At 70.7% G+C, this 12,453-nt stretch carries 11 protein-coding genes and 1 riboswitch; of the genes, 5 read left to right on the top strand and 6 right to left on the bottom strand.

The genetic code is table 11. The features are described from left to right. Nucleotides 1-440: 440 nt before the first annotated feature. Together AB0C33_RS49080 and mgrA are read left to right on the top strand one after the other, a co-directional pair. Complete coding sequence (locus AB0C33_RS49080; protein ID WP_358302071.1) at nucleotides 441-2,531, top strand: S9 family peptidase; 2,091 nt, start codon at nucleotides 441-443, stop codon at nucleotides 2,529-2,531. Beyond that, nucleotides 2,528-3,526 (top strand): L-glyceraldehyde 3-phosphate reductase, encoded by a 999-nt coding sequence (mgrA, locus tag AB0C33_RS49075; RefSeq protein WP_358302068.1) that lies wholly within the window; start codon nucleotides 2,528-2,530, stop codon nucleotides 3,524-3,526. Before AB0C33_RS49080 ends, mgrA begins: the two co-directional genes overlap by 4 nt. Before the next feature lie 31 nt (nucleotides 3,527-3,557). On the opposite strand, the gene AB0C33_RS49070 is transcribed toward mgrA, so the two are convergent. Then, nucleotides 3,558-5,933 carry a lysylphosphatidylglycerol synthase transmembrane domain-containing protein gene (locus AB0C33_RS49070; RefSeq protein WP_358302065.1) on the bottom strand — a complete coding sequence of 792 codons (2,376 nt, stop codon included), beginning with the start codon at nucleotides 5,931-5,933 and terminating at the stop codon, nucleotides 3,558-3,560. Between the two features lie 424 nt (nucleotides 5,934-6,357). On the opposite strand from AB0C33_RS49070, the gene AB0C33_RS49065 reads away from it, so the two are divergent. Next, complete coding sequence (locus tag AB0C33_RS49065; RefSeq protein ID WP_358302062.1) at nucleotides 6,358-8,370, top strand: molybdopterin oxidoreductase family protein; 2,013 nt, start codon at nucleotides 6,358-6,360, stop codon at nucleotides 8,368-8,370. On the opposite strand, the gene AB0C33_RS49060 is transcribed toward AB0C33_RS49065, so the two are convergent. Next, the gene (locus AB0C33_RS49060) at nucleotides 8,348-9,094 is read right to left on the bottom strand and encodes a hypothetical protein (RefSeq protein WP_358302058.1); all 747 of its coding nucleotides are present in this window, start codon (nucleotides 9,092-9,094) and stop codon (nucleotides 8,348-8,350) included. The genes AB0C33_RS49065 and AB0C33_RS49060 overlap by 23 nt on opposite strands. 93 nt (nucleotides 9,095-9,187) lie before the next feature. On the opposite strand from AB0C33_RS49060, the gene AB0C33_RS49055 reads away from it, so the two are divergent. Continuing rightward, nucleotides 9,188-9,739 (top strand): helix-turn-helix transcriptional regulator, encoded by a 552-nt coding sequence (locus AB0C33_RS49055; protein WP_358302055.1) that lies wholly within the window; start codon nucleotides 9,188-9,190, stop codon nucleotides 9,737-9,739. On the opposite strand, the gene AB0C33_RS49050 is transcribed toward AB0C33_RS49055, so the two are convergent. Then, nucleotides 9,728-10,654, bottom strand: coding sequence for a GNAT family N-acetyltransferase (locus AB0C33_RS49050; protein ID WP_358302052.1), 927 nt, complete (start codon nucleotides 10,652-10,654; stop codon nucleotides 9,728-9,730). The two genes, AB0C33_RS49055 and AB0C33_RS49050, sit on opposite strands and share 12 nt — an antisense overlap. Nucleotides 10,655-10,729: 75 nt before the next feature. Between AB0C33_RS49050 and AB0C33_RS49045 the strand changes: the two genes are divergently transcribed. Further along, nucleotides 10,730-11,179, top strand: a complete 450-nt coding sequence (locus AB0C33_RS49045; protein ID WP_358302049.1) for a hypothetical protein — start codon at nucleotides 10,730-10,732, stop codon at nucleotides 11,177-11,179. Here the strand turns inward: AB0C33_RS49045 and AB0C33_RS49040 are convergent. From AB0C33_RS49040 to AB0C33_RS49030, 3 genes are read right to left on the bottom strand one after another with little or no spacing between them, the layout of a single operon-like run. Beyond that, nucleotides 11,145-11,597, bottom strand: coding sequence for a zinc-binding dehydrogenase (locus AB0C33_RS49040; RefSeq protein ID WP_358302077.1), 453 nt, complete (start codon nucleotides 11,595-11,597; stop codon nucleotides 11,145-11,147). The genes AB0C33_RS49045 and AB0C33_RS49040 overlap by 35 nt on opposite strands. Before the next feature lie 47 nt (nucleotides 11,598-11,644). Beyond that, nucleotides 11,645-12,028 (bottom strand): VOC family protein, encoded by a 384-nt coding sequence (locus AB0C33_RS49035; RefSeq protein WP_358302046.1) that lies wholly within the window; start codon nucleotides 12,026-12,028, stop codon nucleotides 11,645-11,647. 4 nt (nucleotides 12,029-12,032) lie between these two features. Next, complete coding sequence (locus AB0C33_RS49030) at nucleotides 12,033-12,353, bottom strand: multidrug efflux SMR transporter (protein WP_358302043.1); 321 nt, start codon at nucleotides 12,351-12,353, stop codon at nucleotides 12,033-12,035. Nucleotides 12,354-12,386: 33 nt separating this feature from the next. Continuing rightward, nucleotides 12,387-12,448, bottom strand: a riboswitch (guanidine-III (ykkC-III) riboswitch). Nucleotides 12,449-12,453: the final 5 nt, after the last annotated feature.

The raw sequence follows: 12,453 nt of genomic DNA, 5'->3' as shown, positions 1-12,453 counted from the left end.
CACTGGCTTTTAACACACTGTTGAGTTCTCAAGAAACGGACGCGTACTTCCTCACCAGAACCCGTTCCCGGATCCCCGCTCAGAGGCGTTCATTTTGTCTTGCGTTCTTTCGTTGTGTCTTAATTCTTTCAGCCGTTCAAGTCTCTGTCAAATTGACCGGGCTTGCTCGACCTGCTGGAATTAAGTCGCGCCCCGCTTCCGGGACAACCCCTCTAACTTACCAGCCTGTCGCTCGGTTAGCGAACCGATCTTCAAACCCGCGAGCCAGAAGGGATTGCCGACGTTACGCGTCGCAACGCACCAAAGTCACCGGAGTGAAGGGAGTGGGTTGCGCCGCACCTCGTCGGCTTCTAAAGATTAGCAGCGCTCCCGAGCGCTCGGGACGCGTTCCGCAGCTCTCCCGGCCACAGAACGATCACGGCCGAACATAGACTCCCCCCGTGAGCAGCAACACGCCGCCAGTGGCGAAGAAGGTACCGACTGAGCGCATCCATCACGGCGACACGTTCATCGACGAGTACGCCTGGCTAAGCAACAAGGACGACCCGGACACAACGGCGTACCTGGAGGCAGAGAACGACTTTCTCAAAGAGCACACCGCGCATCTCGCCGAGCTCCAGGAGCAGGTCTTCCAGGAGATCAAGGGGCGCACCCAGGAGACCGACCTGTCGGTGCCGAGCCGCAAGGGGGCGTGGTGGTACTTCACGCGTACCGAGGAGGGCAAGCAGTACGCGGTGTCCTGCCGGGTGCCGGCCGACAGTGACGCGCCGCCGCAGATCACGCCGGGCGAGCGCCTTGAGCGCGAGCAGGTCGTGCTCGACGGCAACGAGCTCGCCGGCGACAGCGCGTTCTTCTCCGTCGGCACCAGCGCCGTCACGCCCGACGGGACGATGCTGGCCTACTCGACCGACTACAAGGGCGACGAGCGTTTCACGCTGAGGTTCAGGAACCTTGAGACGGGCGAGGTGCTGCCCGACGAGATCAAGGACATCTTCTACGGCGGCGCCTGGTCGGCCGACGGCTCGGCGTTCTTCTACACGCGGGTGGACGACGCCTGGCGTCCCTACCAGGTCTACCGGCACACCCTCGGGACGGAAGAGGACGTCCTGGTCTACGAGGAGACCGACGAGCGCTACTGGGTGGGCATCGGGCTGACCCGCAGCGAGCGGTACCTCGTGCTGGGCGCGGGCAGCAAGATCACCAGCGAGGTGCGCATCCTCGACGCCGCCGACCCCACCGGCGAGTTCCAGGTCGTCCGGCCCAGGAAGACCGGCGTGGAGTACGGCGTCGAGCACGCGGGCGACTTCTTCTACGTCCTGCACAACGAGAACGCCGAGAACTTCGAGCTGGCCACGGCCCCCATCGACGAGCCCGGCACCTGGACCCCGCTGATCGGGCACCGCGAGGACACCCGGCTGCTGGAGATCGACGCCTTCTCCGACCACGCCGTCGTGCACTTCCGCCGTGACGGCCTGACCGGCCTCCGGGTGCTGCCCTACAGCGCCGCGGGCGCGGGCTGGCGGGAGCGGATCGAGGCCGCCGAGCGGAACGCGTACGAGATCGACTTCCCCGAGCCCCTGTACGACGTCGGCCCGGCGGGCAACCCCGAGTTCACGACGACGCGGCTGAGGCTGGCGTACACGAGCATGGTGACGCCGCCGAGCGTCTACGACTACGAGCTGGACTCGCACGAGCTGATCCTGCTCAAGCAGCGTCCGGTATTGGGCGGCTACGACGCGGGCGACTACGAGCAGTTCCGGGAGTGGGCGACGGCCGAGGACGGCACGCGCGTGCCGATCTCGATCGTCAAGCGCAAGGACACCACGACGCCGGCCCCGACCCTGCTCTACGGCTACGGCAGCTACGAGACCTCGATCGACCCCGGGTTCTCGGTGCCCCGGCTGTCGCTGCTCGACCGCGGGTTCGTCTTCGCCGTCGCGCACGTCAGGGGTGGCGGCGAGATGGGCCGTCACTGGTACGAGGACGGCAAGCTGACCAGGAAGCGGAACACGTTCACCGACTTCGTGGCGGCGGCCCGGCATCTCAAGGCGGGCGGCTGGAGCGGGCGGATCGTCGCGCGCGGCGGCTCGGCGGGCGGGCTGCTGATGGGCGCGGTGACGAACCTGGCTCCCGAGGAGTTCGCGGGGGTGGTGGCCGAGGTGCCGTTCGTGGACGCGCTCAACACGATCCTCGACCCGTCGTTGCCGCTGACGGTGATCGAGTGGGACGAGTGGGGCGACCCGCTGCACAACCCGGACGTCTACGCGTACATGAAGAGCTATTCGCCGTACGAGAACGTGGACGGCAGGGTGTACCCGCCGATTCTGGCGATCACCAGCCTGAACGACACGCGGGTGCTCTACCACGAGCCGGCCAAGTGGATCGCGCGGCTGCGGGCGACCGCGTCCGGCGGCCCGTTCCTGCTCAAGACGGAGATGGGCGCGGGGCACGGCGGGCGCAGCGGCCGGTACGACGCCTGGCGCGAGGAGGCGTTCGCGCTGTCCTGGATCATCGAGAGGGGGACGGCGTGAGCTTCGTGGCCGACGAGCGGCGTTACGAGCGTCAGCCGTACAACCGCAGCGGGCGCAGCGGGCTGCGGTTGCCGGCGGTGTCGCTGGGGTTGTGGCACAACTTCGGCGACGACCGGCCGATCGAGAACTCGCGGGCGGTGCTGCGGCGCGCGTTCGACCTCGGGGTGACGCATTTCGACCTGGCCAACAACTACGGCGTGCCGTACGGGTCGGCGGAGCGGAACTTCGGGCGCATCCTGCGGGAGGACTTCGCGGCGTACCGGGACGAGCTGGTCATCTCGACCAAGGCCGGGTACGACATGTGGCCGGGGCCGTACGGGGAGTGGGGGTCGCGCAAGTACGTGCTGGCCAGCCTCGACCAGTCGCTCGCCCGCATGGGCCTGGAGTACGTGGACGTGTTCTACAGCCACCGTCCGGACCCGGAGACGCCGCTGGAGGAGACGATGGGGGCGCTGGACCGGGCGGTGCGCTCGGGCAAGGCGCTGTACGCGGGCGTCTCCAACTACTCGGCCGAGCAGACCGCGCAGGCCGCGCGGATCATGCGCGAGCTGGGCACGCCGCTGCTCATCCACCAGCCGTCGTACTCGATGATCAACCGCTGGATCGAGGACGACGGGCTGCTCGACGTGCTGGAGGAGGCGGGCATGGGCTGCATCGTGTACTCGCCGCTGGCGCAGGGGCTGCTCACCGACCGCTACCTGGAGGGCGTGCCGGAGGGCTCGCGGGCGGCGACGAGCCGGTTCCTGAGCGCCGAGCAGATCGACCGGGACCTGGCCCGCGACCTCAACGAGATCGCCAGGGGCCGGGGTCAGACGCTGGCCCAGATGGCGCTGTCGTGGACGCTGCGCGACCCGCGGGTGACGAGCGTGCTGATCGGGGCGAGCAGCGTCCGGCAGCTGGAGGACAACGTGGCGTGCGTGGACGGCCCGGTGTTCACCGAGAGCGAGCTGGCGGCGATCGACAAGGTCACCGAGGTGGTCACGTCGGCCCGCTGATCACCCGCGGCGCACGGGGTCCTGTATCGCCCTACAGGGCCTCGTGCCGCTGGAGGTAGGTGAAGGCGGCCCAGCCCGGCAGCACCGGCAGCCAGAACGTGAGCAGCCGGTGCAGCAGCACGGCCGAGGCCGCCAGGTCCCATTCGAGGCCGGCCGCGACCAGGCCGAGGGTGAGCGCGTACTCGACGGCACCGAGGCCACCGGGCGTGGGGGCGGCCGAGCCGATGGCGTTGGCCGTGAGGTAGACGACGGCGACGGCGGTGAAGCTCAGCTGACCGCCGAACGCCGCGACGCACGCGTCGAGGCAGGCCACGAAGGCGATCGTGATCATGAGTGTGCCGAAGGCGGCCTCGATCATCTTGGCCGGCGACTGGAGCACGTCGAGCAGGCGGGGCAGCACGTTCGAGAACAGCCTGCGCATCCGCACGGTCACCATCCTGCGCAGCGGCGGCACGCCGAGCACCACCGCGACCAGCAGCGCGATGGCGAGCATCGCCACGACCAGGCCGCGCGAGGGGGTGAAGGAGGTGGCGGCGTCGGAGCCGGTGATGTAGGCGAACAGCAGCAGCAGGGCGATGTGGAAGACCAGCATGATGAGCTGCGAGGCGCCCACGCTGGCCACCGCGAGCGCCGGCGCGATGCCGCGCTTCTGCAGGTAGCGGGTGTTGATCGCGACGCCGCCGACCGCGGCGGGCGCGACCAGCTTGACGAACGACGACGCGAACTGCACCAGGACGGTGCGCCACAGCGGCAGGCGTTCCGGGACGAACCCGCGCAGCATGAGGGCGGCGGCGACGAAGCTGGTGAACGAGGCGATCAGCGCCAGGCCGGACCACCCCCAGTTGGCCGTGGTCACCACCTTGTAGAGGTCGACCTTGCTGAGCTGGGACAGCACGACGTAGGCGGCGACCGTGCTGGCGATGATCGTGATCAGGGTGCGCGGGCGGAAGCGCTCCAGGCGTACCTCTTCGACCTTGCCCTGGGGCTTGAGGGCGACGATGTGGTCGCGCAGGCTCGTGAGCACGTTCTTGGCCTTGGACAGGGCCGAGCGGGTCTCCCTGGTCAGGGCGATGCGCTGGAGCAGCGGCATGGCGGCGGCGAGGGCGTCGGGGCCCATCACGGCGGCGGCGGCCCGGACCGAGCGCTCGGCGCCGACGCGCAGCGCCAGGTAGGTGAGGAGCTGGGCGATGTCGAGCCGGAGCAGCAGGTCGCCGGCGGCGATCTCGCCGCTGCGGGCGTCGGTCAGCACGACCCGGCCGGCGCGGTCGAGGTGGATGCTGTCGCCGGTGAGCCGCCGGTGTGCCAGCCGCTGGATCTGCAGCAGCGCGACCTGCTCCCAGATCTGGGCGAGCAGGGCGTCGTCGATCTCGGCGTCGGGCACCTCGTCGAGCGGGCGGGTCTCGATGTGCTCGTAGGCGAGCAGGGCGGCCTCGGTGCCGATCTCGCTGGTGCCGAGCAGGCGCGGCGTGCTGGCGCCGGCGGCCTGGGCCGCGTACGCCATCAGGGCCTCGCGTTCCAGCTCGGCCCGGAGCGAGCGGATGGCCCGGCGTCTGGTCTCGGAGTTGAGCCTGATGCGCCGCCACAGCCGGTACGGCAGCCCGGCCACCTGGCGGTCGCGGTCGAGGACGGTGACGTCGAGGCTGGTGCCGTCCTTGAGGCCGATGGCGTAGCGGCGGCTGCCCTGGTGGTCGTCCTCGATGCGGCGGGCGGAGACGGGCGAGAAGGACAGCTTGCGCAGCGCGGCGACCACGGCGCTGCCGGGCGGGCGGGTGTTGGGGCTGCCGACGCCGTAGAGGGTGGCGTAGCCGATGGCCATGCCGACCAGGACGGTCACGATGGCGCTGGGCAGGGTGATCTGCCTGCCGGAGAAGTAGGTGAGGATGTAGAGGGCGATCGAGGTCCACATGAGCATGCGCCACGTGGGGCGGCGGGCGATGCGCACCGCGGTGGTGTAGGCGATCACCGAGGTGAGCAGCGTGTTCAGCGGCTCGATCGCGCGGTCGCCGGTGAGCAGGATGCGCAGGTCGGTCAGGCTGCTGGCCTCGATCCACTGGCCGAGCAGGAACGACCCGGCCATGCCGATGATGGCCGCGATCAGCCCTTCCGCGACGCGCAGGCCGTCGCGGTGGAAGACCCGCTCGACGGCGAACGCGGCGGGCACGATCAGCACGGCCGCGCTGCCGATGAAGGCCGCGACCCGGCTGAGCAGCGGGACCATCTCGGCGCCGACCTTGACGTCCTGCTCCAGGCCGTTGAGCGTCTGCTTGGCGACGAGGGCGAGCAGGATCACCGCCGCGAGCACCGCCAGCGTCGCGAAGAAGCGCAGCAGGTCGGACGGCCGCCGCAGCCGCTGGGGAAGGAGCGGCTCGACTACGTAGACGCCGCCGTCGGCGCGTGGCTCGGACACGGCTGGATCCCCCTCCGCGAGGTCCTCCGTGTCATCGTCTCGTTCCCTGATTTCGGCCACCGACAGTGATTCTGCACCTTCCCGGCCGGACCGTACGATCTCTGTTCTCCAGTGTCCTCGTTCGCCGCTCCGGCGCGCGCACCGGGTGAGGACCCGACCGGCATCGATCTGCCCGCGCGTCTGGCATGTTCACTCCCGCGATGCCGGTGCCGGCCTCGTCGCCCCCGACGCCCGGCGCCCGCGGGTGGAACCGCGCGGCCGGACGGCCCGGTCACGACGCGTCGGCCGAGAACGCCGCGGCCAGGCTGCGCGAGGCAGGGTACACGGTGGAACTCCAACCGTTCACCTTTGACTTCTTTCACGAGGTCGGCTCGGCGGTGTCGCGGGGACGGCGGGCGCGGGCCTCTCGACGTAGGCTGTGCGCATGTCGGGTGATTTGAGGGTTTTGGGGGCATGTCCGCTTGACTGCCCGGACACCTGCTCCTGGATCGTGACCGTACGGGACGGGCAGGCCGTCAAGATGCGCGGCAACCCCGACCACCCTTACACCCGCGGCGCGCTGTGCGTGAAGGTCAACCGGTACCTGGAGCACACGCAGGCGGACGACCGCATCCTGTACCCGATGCGGCGCACCGGGCCGAAGGGGTCGGGGCAGTTCGAGCGCATCACCTGGGACGAGGCGCTCGACGAGATCTCGACCCGGCTGCGCGCCATCGTGGACGAGCACGGCGGCGAGGCGATCTGGCCCTACCTCGGCACCGGCTCGCTGGGTTACCTCCAGGGTTGCGAGGGCGTGGCGGGCCGCCGGTTCTGGAACGTGCTGGGGGCGTCCAAGCACTGGCTGAACATCTGCTCGGCGGCCGGCAGCAGCGGGCTGATGAAGGCCAACGGCACCGCCGGCGGCATGGACCCGGAGAACTTCGCCCAGGCCAGGCTGATCCTGCTCTGGGGCACGAACACGCTGACCAGCGGCCACCACCTGTGGAAGTTCATCCAGGACGCCCGCGCGGACGGCGCGCACGTGGTCGCCATCGACCCCATCCGCACCAGGACCGCCGACCAGGCCGACCAGCACCTGGCGATCAGGCCGGGCACGGACGCCGCGCTCGCGCTCGGGCTGCTCAACGTCGTGCTCGCGGAGAACGCCCAGGACGAGGAGTTCCTGGCCGAGCACACCGAGGGCTGGGCGGACTTCCGCAAGGAGATCCTGGAGTACCCGGTGGAGCGGGTGGCGGAGATCACCGGCATCCCGGCCGAGGACGTCCACGGCCTGGGGATGCGCCTGGCCCACACCCGGCCGACCGCGATCCGCGCCACCATGGGCATCCAGCGGCACGCCGGCGGCGGCGCCGCGATGCGCACGATCGCCGCGATCCCCGGCGTGACCGGCGACTGGCGGCATCCGGGCGGCGGCGTGGCGTACTCGACGAGCGGCCACGTGCGCGTGACCGTCGACACCCGCGACGACCTGCTGGCCAAGCCGGTGCGCACGCTGGTCATGACCAAGCTCGGCTCCCAGCTCGACGACGTCAAATGCCTGTGGGTGTACGCCGCCAACCCGCTCGGCTCGACCCCCGACGCCAACACGATCAGGCGGCAGCTCGCCCGCGAGGACCTGTTCACGGTCGTCATGGAGCAGTTCCCGACCGACACCGTGGACTACGCCGACATCGTGCTGCCCGCGACCATGCAGACCGAGCACATGGACCTGCACGCCGGGTACGGCCACATGTACCTGCTGTGGAACGAGCCCGCCGTGCCGCCGCCCGGCGAGTGCCTGTCCACGACCGAGACCTTCCGCCGGCTGGCCGCGCACATGGGGCTGACCGAGCCGTCCCTGTACGACTCCGACCTGGAGCTGGCCGAGTCGCTGCTGTCGGGCGGGCACCCGTCGCTCGAAGGCGTCACGCTGGACCGGCTGCGCAAGGAGGGCTGGGTGCGGATGAACTACCCCAAGCCGTTCGCGCCGTTCGCCGAGGGCTTCCCGACGCCTTCCGGGCGGCTGCGCTTCCCGCCCGCGGGGAAGGCGTACGTGCCCTCGCACACGGCGGTCGCCGACCGGTCGGCGTACCCGCTGACGCTGGTCACGCCGGCCTCGCACACGTTCCTGAACACGATCTTCGCCAACAATCCGGAGCTGCGGCGGCGGGCCAAGGGGCCGGCCGTGCTGGTCAACCCGGCCGACGCGGCGGCCCGGGGGCTGGTGGCCGGGCAGCGCGTACGGGTGCACAACGACGGCGGCGAGTTCCTGGCCGACGTGGAGATCAGCGACCGGGTCGCGCCCGGCGTGGTGGCCTCGCCCAAGGGCCGGTGGCCGAAGCTGACCCCGGGCGGCGCGAACGCCAACGCGGTCGTGGCCGAGCGGGACGGCGACATGGGCCGGGGCCCGGCCTTCCACGACAATCTGGTCGAGATCAGCCCTTGTGCCGGTCCATGAACGCCACGACCGTGTCGAGCACCTTGGCGGAGTAGGGGCTGCCGAGCAGGGCCGAGGCGTGCAGCGACTCGCCGGGGATGACCAGCACCTGGTTGTCCGGGGACCTGGTCGCGGCGGCCTCGGCCGCGCGCATCGATTCGGCGCCGCCGTAGGAGTCGTGCTCGGAGCCGATCTGCAGCAGCGGCACGGTGAGCGCGGCGGCGTCGCCCTTGTCGATCTCGCCTGACAGGGCGACGACGCCGGCCACCTCGGCGCCCAGCCGCTCGGCCGCCGGGACCGAGGCCGTGGCGCCGATCGAGCCGCCGACCAGGAACAGCCGTTCGACGCCCTTCTCCTTGGCCAGGCGCTTGCCCATGGCCACCGCGCCGTCCTCGGGGAGGAGGCCGGCGTCCCTGGCGTACAGCAGGACGCGGTAGCCGGCGGCGACCAGGCGGTCCGACAGCGGGCGCCAGGAGCACACGGTGCCGCGGCGCTCATAGCTGATCACCACGCCCACCGGGCCGTCGCCGGCGATCACGCCGGGCAGGCCGCGGACGTGGGTGAAGATCTTGCCGTCCTGCTCGGTGAAGCAGCCCGAGACGTTGGGGCCGGTGGGCGGCGCGCTCGGGGTGGTGGTTGTCTCGCTGACAGGGGCGGGGGACTCGGCGGCCGTCGTGCGGACGGCGGTGGTGCCGGTGCCGACCGTGCCCCCGCAGCCGGTCAGCCCCATGGTGAGGAGTGCCATCCATCCGACGATCTTTCGCATGGCCGCCGCGCCCTTCTCCTGACTATGTCTGAACTGACATAGTGCCGCAAGCACCATATCCTTGGACCCACCATGACCTCAACGCTCGGATTCGCGATCCTGGCCGTGCTGGCGCGCGGCGATCGCACCGGTTACGACCTCGCGGCGGCCATGCGGCGCCCGGTCGGCTACTTCTGGACGGCCGGTCACAGCCAGATCCACGCCGAGCTGCAGAAACTGCGGGCGGCCGGGCTGGTCGGGTTCGAGAGCGCGCACGGGCCCGGGCCGCAGGCCAAGAAGGTCTACCACCTGACCGCCGAGGGCCTGGCGGCGCTGCGGGCATGGGTTACCGAGCCGCCGCGCGAGCGGCCCGAGCGCGACGAGCTGGTGCTGAAGACGTACGCGGCGTGGCTGGCCGAGCCGGAGCTGCTGCGGCGGCTGTTCGCCGACCAGCTCGCCGCGCACGAGGAGCGGCTGGCCGACTACGAGCGGCAGGAGGCGTCGTTCGGCGGGCGGCCGGCCTTCGGCGACCCCGGGTTCGGCGGCTACGCGACGCTGCGCTGCGGGCTGAGCTACGAGCGGCACCGGGCCGAGTGGTGCCGCTGGATGCTGACCCAGCTCGCCGACGGCGAATCAGCCGAGTGAGAGCTTGTAGCCCTCGTGGGAGGCGGTGAAGCCGAGCGCGTCGTAGAAGCGGTGGGCGTCGGTGCGCGACTTGTCGGAGGTGAGCTGGACGACGGCGCACCCCCTGGCCCGCGCCCGGTCGACGGCCCACTGGATCATCTTGCCGCCGAGCCCCTGGCCGCGCGTCGAGGCGGCCACCCTGACGCCCTCGATCTGGCACCGCTCGGAGCCCAGCCGTGACAGCCCGGCCAGGTACGTGAGCTGCATCGTGCCGACCACCTCGCCCTCCCGCTCGGCCACGATCAGCTCGTCGTGCGGGTTGGCCTCGATGCGGTCGAAGGCCATCAGGTAGCGGGTGTCGTCGGGGGCTCCCTCGCGGGCCGCGCCGAGCGGGTCGTCGGCCAGCAGCCGGACGATGGCCGGGACGTCCTCCTTGCGCGCCTGGCGGAACAGCAGGGACAGCACGTAGTGGGACTCCATCAGGGACGGGTTGGAGGGCAGGGCCATGACCTTGCCGCTGCGCACGAAGCCCTTGGCCGCGTAGAGCGCGCGGGCGGCGTGGTTGCCGTCGACGGCCCAGAGCTGCACCTGCTCGGCCCCGGCCGAACGGGCCCACTCCACGGATCGGTCGACCAGCCGGGAGGCGAGCCCGCGTCCCCTGGCCTCGGGGGCGACCCACATGGACAGCAGGTGGGCGCCGGACTCCTCCAGCAGCATGCACACCAGGCCGACGTCGCCCAGGCCGTCGTCCTCGGCCACCCACCAGCGCGAGTGCGGGTTCTTCAGCCGGTCGGCCCAGTCGTCGGCGGAGAACGCGACCTCCCGCGCGTAGGAGGAGCCGAACGCGTCCGGTGACTCCTGGAGCGCCCGCAGCCGGACGTCCCTCAGTCGTTCCCCTTCGTCCGGCCCCAACTGCACAATGGCGATTTCCGTCATATGGGAATCATGTCAGGGACAGGTCAGGGTCCGTCCCCGATGCCTCATGGGGGCCCGCGGCGGCACCATGAGGACATGAACGAAATCAGTAGACGCGACGAGGTCTCACTGTCCGCGGCGGCCCTGCGGGGCGCCCCTTGGAAGACCGCCGCCATCGGCGGCGTCGTGGTGTCGGCCGCCAGCTTCGGGATGGGCCTGGTCACCGGCGGCGGTGACCTGGTCTGGGCCCTGGGCCTCGGCATCAGCCTGTTCGCGCTGATCGCCGCGATCGGCGCGGTCGCCAAGCCGCACGAGGGCGACCGCGTCACCCGTCAGGCCCGGCTCTGGTCGCTGCGGCACCCGTGGAAGTTCGCGCTCCTGCCCGCCGCGATCACGGCGGTGCTCGACTACCCGGTGCAGCTCGTGCTCGACGACGAGGGCGTGTTCGGCTCGGCCGTGCAGGCGATGTGGCACGGCGCGCTGGTCTACCTGATCGCCGCGATCCTGACCCTCACGATGAAGGGACGAGCACGATCTTCCCAGTGACCCGCCGCTCCAGCAGGTCGTCCATGGCCCGGCCCGCCTCCGCCAGCGGCCTGACCTCCGGCGCCGCCGGGACGATGCCCGGCATCGCCAGCAGACCTTCGAGCATGGCCCGGTTCTTCACGGCGTGGCCCATGGACCACGCGCCCCAGTCGACGCCCACCACGGCCCGGTTACGCAGCAGCACCTGGTTGGCCGGCAGCTTCGCGATTCCGCCCGAGGCGAATCCGACGACCAGGAGCCGCCCGCCCTCGCGCAACCCGCGAAGGGCCTGCTCGGACAGCTCGCCGCCGACCGGGTCGACGGCCACGTCCACGGCCCACGCCCTGGCCGCTTCCTTCAGCCCGTCGTAGCCGATCACGTCGTCGGCTCCCGCCCGCCGGGCGCGCTCCCTCTTCTCGCCGGTGGACGCCGCCGCCAGCAGACGACGGCCCTCACGCTCATGGGGCCAGCTTCACCGACAGAACATCATTCCGGCAAGGCCTTCTCCGCCTCGCTCCGGCACACGCAGAACTCGTTCCCCTCGGGGTCGAGCATGGTCACCCAGCCCGTGCCGTCGGGCCTGCGCTGGTCCTGGAAGACGGTCGCGCCGAGGCCGAGCAGCCGCTCGACCTCCTCGTCACGCGTACGGCCCTCGGTGCCGTTGACGTCGAAATGCACCCGGTTCTTGCCGGTCTTGCCCTCGGGCACGCGGATGAACAGCAGGAACGGGTCCTGCGGCGTGCGCAGCATCACCTCGTCGGCGCCCGGCTTGTCGCCCTCGGCCAGCGGCCACCCGGTGGCCTGGCTCCACCAGCTCGCGATCTCGTAGGGGTCGGTGGCGTCGACGGTGATGGCATGGATCTCAATCATCGCACTAGTGTCCACCAGCCAGATTGAGCCCCACGACACCGGCCAGGATGAGCGCGATCGAGGTCAGGCGCAGTGGCGACACGTCGTCGCCCATGGCGACCATGCCGAGGATCGCGGTGCCGACGGCCCCGATGCCGGTCCACACGGCGTACGCGGTGCCGACCTCCAGGGTCTTGAGCGCGTAGGCGAGCAGGCCGAAGCTGAGGGCGGCCGTGGCCAGGAAGGACAGGGTCCACCACAGGTTGCCGAGGCCGTTGCTGAGCTTGAGCGACAGTGCCATGGCCACCTCGAACAGGCCGGCCAGCACGATGAGGATCCACGCCATGATCAGTACTCCTGAGGACGAGACGTACAGGTACGTGCGTCGTCTTGGCGTGTCCGGGTACGGCGCGTCTCGTCCGGGAGCGGTCAGCTCAATGCGTACA

This window comes from Nonomuraea sp. NPDC048881, from assembly GCF_040649795.1.
Classification (GTDB): Bacteria; Actinomycetota; Actinomycetes; order Streptosporangiales; family Streptosporangiaceae; genus Nonomuraea.
The sequence above is the reverse complement of the archived record's forward strand: the minus strand, read 5'-3'. Positions and strand labels throughout refer to the sequence as shown.

Excerpts from the sequence above, each read along its gene's own strand:
- AB0C33_RS49050 (WP_358302052.1), bottom strand. The coding sequence starts at position 10,654 with ATGACGGAAATCGCCATTGTGCAGTTGGGGCCGGACGAAGGGGAACGA.
- AB0C33_RS49035 (WP_358302046.1), bottom strand. The coding sequence starts at position 12,028 with ATGATTGAGATCCATGCCATCACCGTCGACGCCACCGACCCCTACGAG.
- AB0C33_RS49055 (WP_358302055.1), top strand. The coding sequence starts at position 9,188 with ATGACCTCAACGCTCGGATTCGCGATCCTGGCCGTGCTGGCGCGCGGC.
- AB0C33_RS49030 (WP_358302043.1), bottom strand. The coding sequence starts at position 12,353 with ATGGCGTGGATCCTCATCGTGCTGGCCGGCCTGTTCGAGGTGGCCATG.
- AB0C33_RS49065 (WP_358302062.1), top strand. The coding sequence starts at position 6,358 with ATGTCGGGTGATTTGAGGGTTTTGGGGGCATGTCCGCTTGACTGCCCG.
- AB0C33_RS49060 (WP_358302058.1), bottom strand. The coding sequence starts at position 9,094 with ATGGCACTCCTCACCATGGGGCTGACCGGCTGCGGGGGCACGGTCGGC.
- AB0C33_RS49045 (WP_358302049.1), top strand. The coding sequence starts at position 10,730 with ATGAACGAAATCAGTAGACGCGACGAGGTCTCACTGTCCGCGGCGGCC.